This window comes from Actinomycetospora lemnae, from assembly GCF_028737315.1.
Classification (GTDB): domain Bacteria; phylum Actinomycetota; class Actinomycetes; order Mycobacteriales; family Pseudonocardiaceae; genus Actinomycetospora; species Actinomycetospora lemnae.
This window is the reverse complement of sequence record NZ_JAQZAO010000006.1, coordinates 149635-164688: the sequence shown is the minus strand read 5'-3', so window position 1 is coordinate 164688 and position 15054 is coordinate 149635. Positions and strand designations below refer to the sequence as shown.

Genomic DNA, 15054 nt, shown 5'->3' with positions numbered 1-15054 from the left:
ACGTCCGACCGGGGGGTGGCATGGTGCGGGTCCGTGGAGGTCCGCACGAGCACGATCGACGGCGTCCTGGTCTTCGTCCCGACACCCCATCGCGACGACCGGGGCCTGTTCACCCGCACGTTCGACACCGCGGTGGGTCTCGCCCACGGCGTCGACCTGGGGCCGGAGGCCCAGGACAGCCAGTCCCGCTCCCGCCTGGGCACGGTGCGCGGCATGCACGGGCGCCGGGGCCGCGGCGAGGCGAAGCTCGTGCGCGTCGCCCACGGCGCGGTCCTCGACGTCCTCGTCGACGCCCGTCCCGGGTCGGCGACCTTCGGCGAGGTCGCGACCTTCCACCTCGACGACCAGGACTTCCACCACCTGTACGTGCCGCCGGGGCTCCTGCACGGGTTCCAGGCCCTGACCGAGGTCGCCGACGTCTGCTACCGCATCGACCGCCCGCACGCGCCCGGGGAGGACCTCGCCGTCGCGCACGACGACCCCGACCTCGCGATCCGCTGGCCCCTGCCGGTGACGGCGATCTCGGAGCGGGACCGGACGGCCGGTGCCTGGCGGGAGCTGGTCGCGCGCCCCGACGCGTGATCATGCTCTCAAGCGGCCCGTGCCCCGCGTCATGCCCGAAATGACGGGAAGTACTCCATCGTGTACTCCGCGCGGTCGGCCCTCAACATGACGCCGCAGGGACCCGTTGATCGGGTCAGGAGACCGCAAACCGGCCGGAAGTGACCCGTCCCGCACCGTCGCGGGACGACCGACCAGTCCTGACGCGCGACGCCGGCGCGGTCGAGCGACTTCGCGACGACTATGAGGTGCGATGCGATTCCTGGCCCTGACGACGCGCCACATCGAGTCCCGCCAGAGCGGCTACGACCTGCGGGTCGCGAACCTCTGCGCGCACCTGCCCGGGGAGGTGCACCTCGTCGTGGCGCCCTACCGCCCGCCGGGTGAGGCCCGCCCCGGTCTCCCGCTGGAGGGGGTCTTCGACTCGGTCGAGGAGCTGGCCCCGCTGCGGGCCGAGGCGCCCCTCCTCCGGCGCCACTTCCGCCTGTCCAACGAGCACTTCCTCGAGCTGAGCCGCCCGCGCGCCTTCGCCGCGGCCCGCGCGCGCCTCCTCGAGGTCATCCGCGAGCGCGAGATCACCCACGTCGTGGTGTTCGGGGGCGAGATCGCGGAGCTCGTCGCCGGCCTCGACATCCCGGGCGGCCCGCGCGTCGTGCTCGACGTCTGCGACAGCACCGCCCTGACCGCCGACCGGGCGCGCACGACCGGCACCGCGCCGTCGTGCCTGGCGCGGCGGGCCAAGGAGCACCTGGACGTCGCCCGCAAGCGGCGCACGGAGACGCGGTTCGTCGACGGCTTCGACCTCGTCACGACGATCAGCGACGCGGACTCCCGCGCGGTCGAGGGCCGGCAGCCCTCCGGGAGCGTCGTCACGATCCCGAACGGGCTGGACGAGACCTACGTCCGCCCGCTCCCCGCGGCGGGACGGCGGCGCGGCGTCGTCTTCTGGGGCAACCTCGCGTTCGGGCCCAACCGCGACGCGCTGCGCTTCTTCCTCGACGAGGTCTACCGGCCGTGGCTGCGCGACCAGGGCGTCGAGGTCTGCATCATCGGCGCCGACGCGCCCCGGTGGCTCGTCGACCTCGCGGCCGACGACCCCGGGATCCGGCTCACCGGCTACGTCGAGGACCTCGCGGCCACGGTGACCGACTACCCGATCATGATCAACCCGATGCGCAGCGGGAGCGGCCTGAAGAACAAGGTCCTCGAGGCCTTCGGGCTCGGTCTCGCCGTCGTCTCCACGCCGCTGGGCGTCGAGGCGCTGCCGCAGGCCCGGGACGGGGAGCACGTCGCCTGCGCCCGGGACGGTGCCGGGTTCGCCGCGACGGTCCTCGCCCTGCTCGACGACGACGCCCGGCGGGAGCGGCTGCGGGTCGCCGCGCACGCCCTGGTCCAGGAGCGCTACCGGTGGGAGGCGGTCGGCCGCGACTGGCGCCGCACGGTGGTGCTCGGGCCCGGCGTCCCGCCTCCCCCGCGTCCGGCCGAGTGGCCGGCCGTGGCGCGGCTCGTCCTCGGCTGAGATGCCTCGCCGTCCCGCCGGCGGCCGCTCAGCCGCCGGCGGGGCGCAGCGTCGCGTCGAGGGAGCCGGCCGCCTGGCGGTCCTTGAGGACGGCGAGGCGGGTGAAGCGCCGGTCGAACGCCTCCTGGGTCAGCCCGCGGGCGCGGTACTCCCGGACCAGCTCCGCGGCCCCGTCGGCCACCGTCCAGCCGGCGCGGAAGTCGGGCAGGAACTTGCCGATCTTGGTGAAGTCGACCCGGTAGGAGCGGGGGTCACCGCCGGTCTCGCCGGTGATGACGAGCTCGGCCTCGGGCACCGCGACCTTGACGGCGTCGGCGATGTCGCGGACCTGCACGTTGTTCTCCGTCGAGCCCACGTTGAACGCCTGCGCGCGCACGGCGTCCGCCGGGGCCGCCAGCGCCGCGACCACGGCGCCGCCGATGTCGCGGGCGTGGGCGAGCGGGCGCCAGGGCGTGCCGTCGCTCATGACGAGGATGCGGTTCGACAGCAGCGCGTGCCCGACGAGGTTGTTGAGCACGATGTCGGCGCGCAGCCGCGGCGAGAACCCGAACGCGGTGGCGTTGCGCATCGAGACCGGCACGAAGTCGTCGTCGGCCATGTCGACGAGGTCGGCCTCGACGCGCACCTTCGACTCGGCGTAGGGCGTCACCGGCTTCATCGGCGCCTCCTCGTCGAGCACGTCCTCGGTGCCCGAGGCGCCGTACACCGAGCAGGTCGAGGCGTAGACGAAGCGACCGACCCCGGCTTCCTTCGCCAGACGCGCCAGGCGGGTGGAGGCGTGGTGGTTGATGTCGTAGGTGTGCTGGGGCGCCAGCGCGCCGAGCGGGTCGTTCGACAGCGCCGCGAGGTGCACGACGGCGTCGAAGCCGGCGAGCTGGTCGACGGTGACGTCGCGCAGGTCGACGGCCAGCGCCGGCGGCTCGGGGGCGGGCAGCTCGCCGAGCACGCAGTCGGCGTAGAGGCCCGAGTCGAGGCCGGTGACCTCGTGCCCCGCCTCGGTGAGCTGCGGCGCCATCAGGGTGCCGAGGTAGCCCTGGTGGCCGGTGAGCAGGACGCGCATGGGAACGCTCCCCCCTTCGTGTGGCTTCCTGTGACGGTGCTTCAGGCTGACGGTACGGGTGCCCCGAGCAGCGCCCGCGTCAGGTGGAACCCCTCCGCGTAGCGCACGCCCGCCTGCACCCCGCGCACGCGGGCGAGGCCCCGGAACGTCTCCTCGTCGAACCAGGCGCGGGCCACCTGGGACGGGTAGTGCTCGTGCAGCAGGCGGACCTTGTCCGCGACGACGTCGGCCTCGAGGGGCATGAGCAGCGGCGGCTGCGCGAGGTCCGGCTCGGCCTTGAGGATCTCGTAGCCCAGCGCCAGGTGGTCGCGGAACACCGTGGGCACCAGGCGGGCGAGCTCGCGGTGGTCCTGGTGGTCGTCACCGCGGTGCCCGACGAGCACGAGGTCGGGCTCGCAGGTCCGCCGGAACGCCTCGAGCTGCTCCTTCGCCCACTCCCAGTGCGTCGGGAGCCGACCGTCGGCCATGTCGAGGACGGTGACGGCGAGGTCCGCGCCCGGGCAGAACGCCGCCAGCGCGGCGCGCTCCTCGTCCTCGCGCGGCGTGCCCCCGCCGGACAGGACGAGCGCGCGGACCCGCAGGCCCGGCCGCGCGCGGCAGAGCGTCAGCACCGTGCCGCCCGCGCCGATCGGGACGTCGTCGCAGTGCGCGGCGAGCAGGACCAGCTCGTCGAGCGCCTCCGGGAGCAGCGCGCGCACGGCTCAGCGGCCGAGGGCCTCGTCGACGAGGCCCTCCAGCGGCGAGCGCTCGGGCTCCCGCTCCCACACCATCCACGGCCGGGTGCCGGCGCGGTACGCCGCCTCGAGGGCGTTGCGTTCCTTGAGGGTGTCCGCGGGCTGCCAGAAACCGTCGTAGGTGTAGGAGAGCAGCTTGCCCTCCTTCGCCAGCGCGGTGCAGGCGTCGCCGACGAGGTCGCCGTTCTCGGGGATGTAGTCGATCGTCTCGGGCCGCAGCGCGAAGTACCCGCCGTTCTCGCGGATCCGCATGTCGGTGACGGGGTAGATCGAGTTGACCCGCTCGCCCGGGTCGATGTCCACGATGTGGAACACCGCCTGCGGCGGGACCGCGAGCAGCGACGCCGACGCGTCCGAGGCCTTGAACCGGTCGATCATGTCGTCGAGCGGGGCGTCGGTGAGCACGTCGGCGTAGTTGGCGAGGAAGATCTCCTCGTCCTCCACCAGGTGACGCACCCGCCGCAGGCGCTCGCCGATCGGCGACTCGAGCCCGGTGTGGACGAAGTGGATCGTCCAGTCGGCGATGTCCGAGCCGAGCAGCTCGACCTCGCCGCGACGCATGACGAAGTCGTTCGACTCGGTCTCGTGGTAGTCGAGGAAGTAGTTCTTGACGTGGTGGGCTCCGTAGCCCAGGCAGAGGATGAACTCCTTGTGCCCGAAATGCGCGTAGTAGCGCATCACGTGCCAGATGAGCGGGCGTGGCCCGACCATCTGCATCGGCTTCGGGGCATCGGAGTCGCCGTTGCGCATCCGCATGCCGTAGCCACCGCAGAAGAGGACGACCTTCACGATCGGTGGACCTTGCCAGACCCGGGTTCGACCACCTGCAGCGAGGGGATCGGGAAGACGAGTGACCCGCCCCAGTCCGCCACGTGGGCGAGCTGCGCGGTGATCTCCTCCCGCAGGTTCCACGGCAGGACGAGGACGTAGTCCGGGCGGTCGGCGTCGATCCGGTCCGGCGGGTGGATCGGGATGCGCGTGCCCGGCGTGTACCGGCCGTGCTTGTACGGGTTGCGGTCGACGGTGTACGCGAGCAGGTCGGGGCGGATGCCGCAGTAGTTCAGCAGCGTGTTGCCCTTGCCCGGCGCGCCGTAGCCGACGACCGACTTCCCCGCGTCCGCGGCGTCGATGAGGAACCGCACCAGGTCGTTGCGGATGCGCGAGACCTCCCCGGCGAAGCCGGCGTGGCCCTCGACGGTGTCGAGCCCGGCCGCGGCCTCCTCGGCGAGCACGTCGGCGACGGCCTGCGACGGCCCCAGGCCCAGTTCGGTGGGGCGCGCCCAGCACCGGATCGACCCGCCGTGGGTCGGCAGCAGCTCGACGTCGACCAGCTCGAGCCCGCCCGAGCGCAGCGCCTTCTGCGCGGTCGCGAGCGTGTAGTACTGGAAGTGCTCGTGGTAGATCGTGTCGAACTGCCGGTGGCGCATCAGCGTGAGCAGGTGCTGCACCTCGATCGACACCCAGCCGTCGTCGGCCACCATCGCCCGCAGGCCGCGGGTGAAGCCCACGACGTCGGGGATGTGCGCGTAGACGTTGTTGGCGACGACGAGCGCGGCCGGGCCGTGCTCCTCCCGCACGGCCGCGCCCGTCTCCGGGGAGAGGAACGCCGTGATCGTCGGCACGCCCTTGTCGCGGGCGGCCTGGCCGACGTTGGCGCTCGGCTCCACACCCACGGCGCGCATCCCGTCGGCGACGACGTGCTGGAGCAGGTAGCCGTCGTTGCTCGCCGCCTCGACCACCAGCGAGTCGCGCGTCAGGCCGGCGCGCTCGGTGGCGGCGGTGACGAAGCGGCGCGCGTGCTCGACCCAGGACGTCGAGAACGACGAGAAGTACGCGTACTCCGTGAACGTCTCGTCCGGGTCGATGAGGGGCGGCAGCTGCACGAGCAGGCACGAGCGGCAGACCCGCGGGTGGAGCGGGAACGTCGGCTCGGGCGCCTCGAGCGCCTCGGCGGTGAGGAAGAGCTCGCAGGGCGGGGTGGCCCCGAGGTCGACGAAGCTCGCCAGGTCGGCGGATCCGCAGAGCCGGCAGATGATCTTGCTGGCTGGATTGTCCAAGGGTGTCTGTCCTAGTAGGCGCCGTCGCCGCGGAACACCGCGGAGACCGTCTTCCACATGATCACCAGGTCCATCGCCGGCGACCAGTTCTCCACGTAGCGCAGGTCCAGCCGGACCGACTCCTCCCACGACAGGTCGGAGCGGCCGCTGACCTGCCAGAGCCCGGTCATGCCGGGGCGCACGAGGAACTTGCGCTTCGCCGCGTCGGTGTACGCCTCGATCTCGCCGGGCAGCGGCGGGCGCGGCCCGACCAGCGACATCGAGCCGCCGAGGACGTTGAGCAGCTGCGGGAGCTCGTCGAGCGAGTAGCGGCGCAGCAGCTGCCCGATGCGGGTGACGCGCGGGTCCCGGCGCAGCTTGAACAGCGGCCCGGAGCCGTCGTTCGTGCCGGCGAGCAGGGCGTCACGCATCTTGTCCGCGTCCGGCACCATCGACCGGAACTTGATCATCTTGAAGGTCTTGCCGCGCTGCCCGACGCGCGTCTGCCGGTAGAACACCGGGCCGCCGTCGAGCTTGACGACGAACGCGATGACCGCGAAGACCGGCAGCAGGAGCAGCAGGATCGCCGCGGTGGTGACGCGGTCGAACATGAGCTTGAAGACCCGCGGCACACCCGAGAGGCGCGGCTCGGTCAGGCGCAGCAGCGGCAGGCCGTCGACCGGCGCGACGTGCAGGCGCGGCCCGGCGACCTCCATGAGGCCCGGGTCGACGACCAGCTCGGAGCCGGTGCCCTCGAGGTCCCACGCGAGGCGCTGCAGGCGCTTCGGGCTCCAGCCCGGCGTCGGGGCGACGGCGACGACGCCGTAGCGCCCGCTGCCCACGCTGGTGGACAGGTCGTCGAGGTCACCGATGACCGGGACCCCGGCGACGTGGCCCTGGCCCTCCTCGCCGAGACCGGTCGGGGTGCAGGCCGCGACGACGACCCAGCCCATGTGCGGCACGCGGCGGGTGCGCTCGATGAGGTCGCGCAGCGCCTGCTCGGTGCCGACCGCGAGGACCGGCAGCATCCCGCGCCCGCGCTTGCGGGCCTGGTGCAGCCAGCGGCGCAGCAGGTAGCGGCCGGCCATGGCGGCGAGGCCCGCGACCGGCAGCACGCCGAACACCCACGGCCGCACGCCCAGGCGCTCGACCGCGAGGCCGCCGAGACCCAGGACGATCGCCGCGGAGACGAAGGCGCGGATCAGCCGGCTCCACTCCTCGGCGCCCTGGCCGAGGGTGCGGGGGTCCCAGGCGCGGCACGCGACGAGCGCGAGCGGCACGAGGATCGCCACCCCCGCCGCCAGGTTCCACGGGTCGGAGCTCTGCGGGCCGGTGCCGTCACCGAAGCCGATGAGCGCGCCCAGCAGGATGCACACGGCGAGCGTGGCGAGGTCCGAGGCGGCCACCGCGAGCGCGAACTTGCGCTGCCAGCTCGTGGCCGTGGCGACGCTGCCCGGCTGCTCCGGCCCCTCGTCCTCCCAGATGCGGACGAAGCCGGGCGCGGTCGGGGCCGGCTCGACGAACACGTCGCGGCCCTGCGCGGTCAGCTCCGCCTCCCGCGCGGCGGCCGCCTCGCGGGCGATCGCGTCGCGCGTGGCCGCGTCGAGCGGTGGAGCCGTCTCCGGGCCCATCTCGGCGGCCGGTACCCCGGTCAGTGGCACCTCGGCCCGTGCGACGTCCGACATCGGCGGGTCGGTGGGCACGCCGCCCCCGGCGGGCACGTCGGCCCGCTCCGCCTCGACTCGTCCGTTCCTCACGTGGTCGCCCCCGCGTCCTCGATCGCGCGGGGAGAGTCCTCTCCCCGCGACACCTCGTCGGCCATGGACACCTCTCCGGGACGTGGGACGTCTCGGAGCCGATCCGGTTGCCTCCGTGACCGCGCGGATTCCGGACCCGCTCGGACCCCCCGCCGCCTGCGCGATCAACGAGGGCGTCGCCGGGGAGGTCACGCGCCGGACCCGTTCGTGGCTCGGCCGGACGGGTCGGGGCCGCGGCGCCCGATCCGTCCGTGAGCACGGTACGTGCCGGGTCCGACAGCCCCTGCGGCGGCCGAGGGCCGCGGGATCGTCGCTGGTGGGCCGAACGGGACCGGCCCGGCGGCCGGCGCCGTCGCTCGCCGTGATGATCGAGGTCACGGCCGCGGGCGCCGCGACACCAACGCGGTCCTCACCTCGGCGATCGGTATCGTCGACGTCGTCGACCTGCAGCACGAGCCGGCGAGACCCCGCCCGGGTCCGCCCGGCGCCCGGGGCCGCCGGCAGAGGTCGGCAGACCGTCCAGGACGAGGAGAGCCGTCGATGCCCAACGACGTCGTCAGCCGACGGCCGCTCCGAGCGCGCCGCGGGAGGAGCGGCGCGCTCGCCGTCGTCCTCGCGCTGGCGGCGCTCGTGGTCCCGCTGGTCGCGGCGCCCGTCGCCACGGCCGAGACGGCTCCGGGGTCCCCGGCGCCGTCCGGGGACCGCCCGCTGTGGGTGCTCCCCGAGAGCGGGAACATGCTCGCCGCGTTCAACCGCACCGAGTACAACGAGCAGGACGGCACGCCCCAGCAGGTCGCCTCGCCGGACGCGCCGGCCCGCCAGGCGCTGCAGTTCACCCTCGAGGGCGGCGACACGCGCACCGAGGTCGAGCCCCGGGTCCCCCAGGAGCGCGAGGGCGACGTGCAGTACTACACGTACGTCGCCAAGCTCGCGGACGACTTCCCGACGGACGCGAACACCTGGCAGCTCCTGCTCCAGTGGCACCACCAGGGCGACTCCGGCTCCCCGCCGGTGGCGCTCCAGGCGCGGGGCAACCGCCTCATGCTCGCGGCCGAGGGCGAGGACCTCCAGGACCTCGGCCCGCTGCGCGGTGGCGACCGGATCGAGGTGACGATGCGCATCGCGTTCTCGCGCGACCCGAGCCGCGGCGCCGTCGACGTCTGGCGGGGCGCCGACCACGTCCTGAGCGCCTACCGCCCGGAGGGCGGCACGCTGCTCGACGAGGCCAACTACATGAAGGTCGGGCTCTACCGCGACGACGGCATCGACGAGGACGGGCGTCTCTGGCTCGAGGACCTGCGGATCGGCCCCACCCTGGCGTCGGTGCGCTCCCCCGCGACGGCGTCGACCGCCGCCCCGGTCGAGGACGAGACCACCGCGGCGCCCGGCTCCTCCTCGTCGTCGTCCGGCTCGCTGACCTGGGCGGCCGGCGCGCTCCTCGTCCTCGTCGGCGGCGCGGCCGTCCTCGCGATGACCCGGCGGCGCGCGCGGCGCTGACGGCGCACCGCGAGGCCCACCGCCGGGCCCGCGTGTCACCATGGTCACCGTCGCCGCTGCGGTGACGGTCCGCCGTGGTGTAAGGGCAACACCTCGGATTTTGGTTCCGATGATCCTGGTTCGAATCCAGGCGGCGGAGCGGTGTCCCCGGGTGTTCCCGGGTCGCTCGGACGTGGTCACGGGCCGTCTCTACGCTGCCCGCCATGAGCACGCACCACACCGGGGGTGTGGCCGCCGCCGTCCCCGCCTACGTCCTCGGCGGGTACGAGGCCGGGCTGGCCGTGGTTGGGTCGCTGGGCCGCGCGGGGGTGCCCGTGGTGTCCGTGGTCTCCTCGCCGCGCGAGTCGACCCGGCACTCCCGGTACGCCACCACCTGCGTCACCGTCCCCGACCCGGCCGACCGGACCACCGAGTACGTCGAGGCGCTCCTGCGGCTCGCCGACACCCACGGTCCGGGCCTGGTCGTGCCCACCACGGACGAGGGCCTCGAGGCGGTCGCCGCCCACCGTGACGTGCTCGCCGCGCGCCACACGGTCGCGTGCGCCGACGACGTCGTCGCCCAGCGCTTCCTCGACAAGCGCATCACCAGCGAGATCGCCGACCGCGCCGGCGTCGAGGCCCCGCGCACCGTGTCGCCGGGCTCGCCCGACGAGCTCGAGGCGCTCGTCGACCGCCTGCGCTTCCCGTGTCTGGTCAAGCCCGCCGAGAGCTACCGCTACAACCGCGCGTTCGGCGTCAAGATGAAGCGCGTCCACACCACCGGCGAGCTGCGCGCCGCGTGGGGCGAGGCGCACGCGCTGGGCATCGTCACGATGGTGCAGGAGCTCATCCCGGGCCCCGAGACCGGCGGCGTCAACTACAACGCCTACGTCGTCGACGGCGAGGTCCGCGTCGAGATGACCTCCCGCAAGCTGCGCCTCTCGCCGCCCGACTTCGGCTACCCGTGCGCGGTCGTCAGCGGCCGCGTGCCCGAGGTCGTCGAGCCGGGGCGGGCGATCCTCGCCGCGATGGGCGTCGAGGGCTTCGCCAACGTCGAGTTCAAGCAGGACGAGCGCGACGGGCGCTACAAGCTCATGGAGGTCAACGGGCGGCCGAACATGTCCGGCCGGCTCGCCCCGCGCTGCGGCGTCGACTTCCCGCTGCTGACCTACCGCCACCTCGTCCACGGCGAGCTGCCCGTCGCGACCCCGTGGCGGGAGGGCGTGCACTGGGTCAACGAGTTCAAGGACCCGTCGATCCTGCTCGGGCGCTGGCGCGGCGGCCGGCTCCCGTGGCTCGGCGGCACGCGGCCGTACCTCTCGTCGCGGGTGTTCGCGACGTTCGACGCCCGCGACCCCGGGCCGTTCGTCGCCCGCACCCGCCAGCGCCTCGGGCCGGACCCCCTCCCGGTGCGTGCCGGCGCCGGCGTGCGCTGAGACCCTCGCCGACCGGCGGCGCCGGCGCGTTGGCGGAGCTGCCCCGCCGGGTAGCCCCGCCGCCATGGCGAGCACGAACGAGGGGGACGCCATGGGCGAGGAGAGCGGCCCGCACACCGTCGACGGCGTCACGGTGACACCGCCGAGCCTGGTGCGGCGGGCCGTCACCGCGTCGGGCATCGGCAACGTCACCGAGTGGTACGACTTCGGTGTCTACGCCTACCTGGAGACGACGATCCAGGTGGTGTTCCTGCCGCCGGGCACGGCGGGCGGGCCGGTCATCACCGCCGCGCTGTTCGCCGCGTCGTTCGTGGCGCGGCCCTTCGGCGGGCTGTTCTTCGGGCCGCTGGCCGACCGCATCGGCCGCACGAAGACGCTCGCGACGACCATGCTGCTCATGGCGGTGGCCACCTTCGGGATCGGCGTGCTGCCCACCTACGCCTCCATCGGGCTGGCGGCGCCGCTCCTGCTGCTCCTGTGCCGGTTGCTGCAGGGCTTCTCCACCGGCGGTGAGTACGCCGGGGCGATGACGTTCGTCGCCGAGTACGCGCCCGACCGGCGCCGCGGCTTCCTGGCCAGCTTCCTGGAGTTCGGCACGATCACCGGCTACCTGCTCGGGGCCGCCGTCGTCACCGTGCTGCAGGCCGTCCTCGGCGAGGACTCCCCCGAGCTCCTGAGCTGGGGCTGGCGCATCCCGTTCCTCATCGCCCTGCCGATGGGCATGATCGGGCTCTACCTGCGCTACCGCCTCGAGGAGACGCCGGCGTTCAGCCAGCTCTCCTCGTCGTCGGAGGACCAGGGCCGGCAGGGCTTCCGCGAGTTCTTCCGCGCCGCGGCCCGCCACGGCTGGCGCCCGGTGCTCGTCTGCGGCGGCCTGGTGATCGTCTTCAACGTCACCAACTACACGCTGACCACCGTCGTGCCCACCTACCTGACCGAGACGCTCGGGCAGTACGGCGCCCCGACACTGACGACGACGACCTCGCACGTCCTGCAGATCATCCTGCTCGCCGCGCTCCTGGCCGTCGTGCCCGTGCTCGGCAAGCTCAGTGACCGGGTGGGCCGCCGGCCGATCATCCTCACCGGCTGCATCATGCTCGTGGTGCTGGCCCTGCCGGCGTTCCTGCTGATGCGCACCGGATCGATCCCCGGCGTCCTCGCGGGCCTCTTCCTGCTCGGCCTGACCATGGTCTGCTTCAACGCGACCATGCCCTCGACGCTGCCCTCGCTGTTCCACACCGGCGTGCGCTACGGGTCGCTCGCGATCACCTTCAACATCGCGGTCTCGGTGTTCGGCGGCACCACCTCGGTGATCGTCGAAGGACTGATCGCGCTGACCGGGGTGCTGGTCATGCCGGCGGTCTACCTGATGCTCGCGGCCGTGGTCGGCCTCGTCGCGGTGCGGTACCTGCGCGAACCGGGCAGTCAGCCGCTGCCCGGCTCGAATCCCGCGGCGGCGTCGGACGAGGAGGCGCGCGAGATGGCCGCGGCGCACTGAGGGCGCTGGGGGCGCTGGGGGCGCTGGGGGCGCTGGGGGCTCAGCCCTCGGAGGCCCGGGGCAGGACGTCGGTGGGCCGCTCGCCGGGGTCGAAGGCGCGCGGGTCGGGGCCCGGGTCGGCGACGACGTCGGCCCACGCGTCCACGGCCAGGGCGACGCCGAGCACGACGGCCACGGCGACGCCGAGGGCACCGAGGGTGTCGGTCGGGTAGTGGTAGCCGCGCACGACGAGCCCGGCGCAGACGGCGACGACGAGGCCCGCGAGCCCGGCGACGGCGAGCAGCCGCACGGCGCGGGGCACCGCGGTCAGGCCCAGCACCAGCACCCCGCACGTCACGGCCAGCGAGGCGACCGAGGTCGTGTGCCCGCTGGGGAACGCGAGCTCGCCCCCGCGCGTGCGCTCGACGAGCGGCTTGAGCACCAGCGACGTCGTGACCATCGCCGTCGGCGGGCCGGCGAGCACCAGCCCGAGGCCGCGCCCACCCCGGAGCACCCACGCCAGCGGCGCGAGGACGAGCAGGGCGACGGCCACCGGCAGCGGCCCGCCCAGCGCGGCGAAGGCCTGCGCGAGCAGCCGTGCCGCCCCGTGCTGGACGTCGACCAGGTCCGCGAGCGAGCGGTCGGTGCGCCCCGCCCTGGTGTCCCCGGCGTAGCGCCCGGCGAGGACGGCGGTGACGAGCGCCGCCGCCAGCGCGATCACCGCCACGCGGCCGCGGGCGGCGGGCCGCACGAGGCGGGAGCGCCGGTCGGGGAGGGACGTGGGCCCCGCGAGCGCGGGGGTCGGCACGGGAGTCGTGCCCGTCGTCGAGCGCGCCATGGCGCGACAGGATGCCCGACGTCCGGGGTGGGTCAGGGAGGCTCCCCGGGACGGGGCAGACTGGCATCCCGACGATCGGCGCTCCGTCAACCCCCTGGCGGTGTCGACCGCTCGATCGTCCGAGCCGGCTCCCCCCGGGAGGGAACCGGTGCGGCGCCGGAGGTGGGTCATGCCCGCGGATCACGGTCGAGCACGCACGCAGGTGCTCCCGCTGGCGCTCGACGCCGACGCCGGGGCCCGCGCCGACGCCCGCGCCGCCCTCCTCGCCCGGACGGGCGCCGCGGTCCGGGCGGCCGGCCTCGTCCCCTCCCCCGACCCGGTGGGCAGCACCCGCGAGCTCGACGCCGTGCTCGACACCCCCGCCGCCCGCGAGAGCGCGCCCGGCACGCGCGCCCTCCTGCTGCGCCAGAGCCTCGTCGCGCGGGTGCTGCTCGCCGCCGAGCCGGGCTCCCCGCCCGTCCCGCCGGCGCCCCTCGACGACCAGCTCGACGAGCTGCTCGCCCTGGCCACCGAGCACGGGCTGTCGCTGTTCGCCGCCGACGCCCAGATGCTGCGGGCCCGGCGCGCCCTGCTCGTCGACGACGAGGACGCGGCGCTCACCGCGGTGGCCACGGGCCTCGCCCACCTCGAGGAGCCGGTCCTCGTCGACCACGCCCCGACCGCCGCCGAGCACCGCCACAACGTGCGCTGCGCCCGCCGCCTCGCCGCGGGCACGCTGGTGACGCTGGGACTGCACGACCTCGCCGGCACGCTCGTCGACCAGGCCTGGGGATCCACGCCCACCGAGATCGACGGTGCCTCCCCGTGCGGCTACGACCGCGTGCGCCTGGGCATCTCGTGGGGCCTGCGCCTCGAGCGTGCGGGGCGGCCCGGCGGCGACCGCCTCGCCACCGCCGCGGCCGTTGCGGCGACCCTGCGGCCCGCGACGCCCGACCAGCAGCCCCTCCTCGTCGCCGCCGCGGTGCTCGCCGACCCGGCCCGCGGCCCCGCCCCCACCGACGCCGAGCGGGAGCGCGCCCGCCGCGACGCCGCGGTGCTCGGGCGCGGGGACCCGGTCCCCTCGCAGCACGACCGGCTGCTCGTCGAGCTCGCCCGCTCGCGGGCCCTGGAGCGCGCGGGCGAGGACGACGCCGCGGTCGCGGTGCTCGCCGCCCGCCGGGCCCACCCGCCACGGGGCGAGGCGAGCCTCATGCTGTCGGTGACCCGGGAGCTGGCGCGGCTGCGCACCCGCGTCGCCGTGCACGGGCGCCGGGCGGCCGAGGCGGCGCTGGGCGACTACGTCGCCGACCTCGAGGCCGAGCTGTGGGCCCTGCACCGGGCGCGGGCGCTGTCGCTGCGCACGGGGCTCGCCCACGACCGCCTGCGCCGCGAGCACGGCCAGGTCACCGCCCTCGCCCTCGCCGACCCCCTGACCGGCCTGCCCAACCGCCGCGCGCTGGACCGGCACCTGGAGGAGGTGCTCGGGAGACGGAGCGCAGCGGAGCTCGACCGGGTGGACGGGAGACGGAGCGCAGCGGAGCTCGACCGGGTGGACGGGAGACGGAGCGCAGCGGAGCTCGACCGGGTGGACGGGAGACGGAGCGACGCGACACCCGTCGGGGTCGCGGTGGCCATGGTCGACGTCGACCGCTTCAAGCAGATCAACGACACGGCGTCCCACGCCCGCGGCGACGAGGTCCTGCGCGGGGTGGCGACGGCGCTGCGGTCGTCGCTGCGCGCCCCGGACCTGGTGGCCCGCTACGGCGGCGACGAGTTCGTCGTCGTGCTGCCCGACACCGCCGTCGGTGACGCGGCCGCCGCGCTGGGCCGGGCCCGGGCCGCGGTGGCGGCACTGCCGGGCGCGGGCGCGGTGTCCGGGCCGGTGACGCTGTCGGTCGGCGTGGTCGCGGCCCGGGACGGCGAGGGGCCTGCCGAGGTCCTCGCCCGCGCCGACGCCGCCATGTACGCCGCCAAGCGGGCCGGGGGCGACGCCGTGCGCACGCACGACGCGTCCGCCACCCGTGCCCGCCCGTGAGCCCGCCCGTGAGCCCGCCCGTCGGCCGCTCGTGAGCCCCGTCCCCGGCCGTCCCGCCGCACACCCCGACCGGGCGTCCGGACCCCGGTCGTAGGATCGGCCCCGACGAGCCCCGGACCCGGGGCCGGCCCGCCACCCGAGTGGGA

At 75.0% G+C, this 15054-nt stretch carries 12 protein-coding genes and 1 tRNA gene; 7 read left to right on the top strand and 6 right to left on the bottom strand.

Going from position 1 to position 15054, the window contains the following annotated elements:
• The first annotated feature begins 33 nt into the window (after positions 1 to 33).
• Together PGB27_RS15355 and PGB27_RS15350 are read left to right on the top strand one after the other, a co-directional pair.
• Positions 34 to 582: a dTDP-4-dehydrorhamnose 3,5-epimerase family protein gene (locus PGB27_RS15355; RefSeq protein ID WP_274201242.1), complete on the top strand. Its 549-nt coding sequence runs from the start codon at positions 34 to 36 to the stop codon at positions 580 to 582.
• 232 nt (positions 583 to 814) lie between these two features.
• Positions 815 to 2080: a glycosyltransferase family 4 protein gene (locus PGB27_RS15350; protein ID WP_274201241.1), complete on the top strand. Its 1266-nt coding sequence runs from the start codon at positions 815 to 817 to the stop codon at positions 2078 to 2080.
• 28 nt (positions 2081 to 2108) lie between these two features.
• Here PGB27_RS15350 and PGB27_RS15345 read toward each other — a convergent pair whose 3' ends face one another.
• Genes PGB27_RS15345 through PGB27_RS15325 form a run of 5 tightly spaced genes read right to left on the bottom strand, consistent with a single transcriptional unit; the run spans position 2109 to position 7667 of the window.
• Entirely contained in the window at positions 2109 to 3140 is a 1032-nt protein-coding gene (locus tag PGB27_RS15345; RefSeq protein WP_274201240.1) for an NAD-dependent epimerase/dehydratase family protein, read from the bottom strand.
• A 41-nt stretch (positions 3141 to 3181) separates the two neighbouring features.
• Entirely contained in the window at positions 3182 to 3838 is a 657-nt protein-coding gene (locus PGB27_RS15340; RefSeq protein ID WP_274201239.1) for a PIG-L deacetylase family protein, read from the bottom strand.
• A gap of 3 nt (positions 3839 to 3841) precedes the next feature.
• The gene (locus PGB27_RS15335) at positions 3842 to 4663 is read right to left on the bottom strand and encodes a glycosyltransferase family protein (RefSeq protein WP_274201238.1); all 822 of its coding nucleotides are present in this window, start codon (positions 4661 to 4663) and stop codon (positions 3842 to 3844) included.
• A complete protein-coding gene (locus tag PGB27_RS15330; protein ID WP_274201237.1) occupies positions 4660 to 5931 on the bottom strand; it encodes a class I SAM-dependent methyltransferase in 1272 nt (423 codons plus the stop codon). Before PGB27_RS15330 ends, PGB27_RS15335 begins: the two co-directional genes overlap by 4 nt.
• An 11-nt stretch (positions 5932 to 5942) precedes the next feature.
• Entirely contained in the window at positions 5943 to 7667 is a 1725-nt protein-coding gene (locus PGB27_RS15325) for a sugar transferase (protein WP_274201236.1), read from the bottom strand.
• 540 nt (positions 7668 to 8207) lie between these two features.
• On the opposite strand from PGB27_RS15325, the gene PGB27_RS15320 reads away from it, so the two are divergent.
• The 4 genes from PGB27_RS15320 to PGB27_RS15305 all read left to right on the top strand — a co-directional run bounded on the left by PGB27_RS15320 (position 8208) and on the right by PGB27_RS15305 (position 12077).
• Complete coding sequence (locus PGB27_RS15320; RefSeq protein ID WP_274201235.1) at positions 8208 to 9164, top strand: heparin lyase I family protein; 957 nt, start codon at positions 8208 to 8210, stop codon at positions 9162 to 9164.
• Between the two features lie 68 nt (positions 9165 to 9232).
• Positions 9233 to 9303 (top strand) — tRNA-Gln (locus tag PGB27_RS15315).
• Between the two features lie 64 nt (positions 9304 to 9367).
• A complete protein-coding gene (locus PGB27_RS15310; protein ID WP_274201234.1) occupies positions 9368 to 10579 on the top strand; it encodes a carboxylate--amine ligase in 1212 nt (403 codons plus the stop codon).
• Between the two features lie 64 nt (positions 10580 to 10643).
• Positions 10644 to 12077: an MFS transporter gene (locus PGB27_RS15305; protein ID WP_274201233.1), complete on the top strand. Its 1434-nt coding sequence runs from the start codon at positions 10644 to 10646 to the stop codon at positions 12075 to 12077.
• 40 nt (positions 12078 to 12117) lie between these two features.
• On the opposite strand, the gene PGB27_RS15300 is transcribed toward PGB27_RS15305, so the two are convergent.
• Positions 12118 to 12894, bottom strand: a complete 777-nt coding sequence (locus tag PGB27_RS15300) for a phosphatase PAP2 family protein (RefSeq protein ID WP_274201232.1) — start codon at positions 12892 to 12894, stop codon at positions 12118 to 12120.
• A 169-nt stretch (positions 12895 to 13063) separates the two neighbouring features.
• On the opposite strand from PGB27_RS15300, the gene PGB27_RS15295 reads away from it, so the two are divergent.
• Positions 13064 to 14908 carry a GGDEF domain-containing protein gene (locus PGB27_RS15295; RefSeq protein WP_274201231.1) on the top strand — a complete coding sequence of 615 codons (1845 nt, stop codon included), beginning with the start codon at positions 13064 to 13066 and terminating at the stop codon, positions 14906 to 14908.
• Positions 14909 to 15054 lie beyond the last annotated feature (146 nt).

Excerpts from the sequence above, each read along its gene's own strand:
- PGB27_RS15350 (WP_274201241.1), top strand. The coding sequence starts at position 815 with ATGCGATTCCTGGCCCTGACGACGCGCCACATCGAGTCCCGCCAGAGC.
- PGB27_RS15345 (WP_274201240.1), bottom strand. The coding sequence starts at position 3,140 with ATGCGCGTCCTGCTCACCGGCCACCAGGGCTACCTCGGCACCCTGATG.
- PGB27_RS15320 (WP_274201235.1), top strand. The coding sequence starts at position 8,208 with ATGCCCAACGACGTCGTCAGCCGACGGCCGCTCCGAGCGCGCCGCGGG.
- PGB27_RS15310 (WP_274201234.1), top strand. The coding sequence starts at position 9,368 with ATGAGCACGCACCACACCGGGGGTGTGGCCGCCGCCGTCCCCGCCTAC.
- PGB27_RS15305 (WP_274201233.1), top strand. The coding sequence starts at position 10,644 with ATGGCGAGCACGAACGAGGGGGACGCCATGGGCGAGGAGAGCGGCCCG.
- PGB27_RS15300 (WP_274201232.1), bottom strand. The coding sequence starts at position 12,894 with ATGGCGCGCTCGACGACGGGCACGACTCCCGTGCCGACCCCCGCGCTC.
- PGB27_RS15295 (WP_274201231.1), top strand. The coding sequence starts at position 13,064 with ATGCCCGCGGATCACGGTCGAGCACGCACGCAGGTGCTCCCGCTGGCG.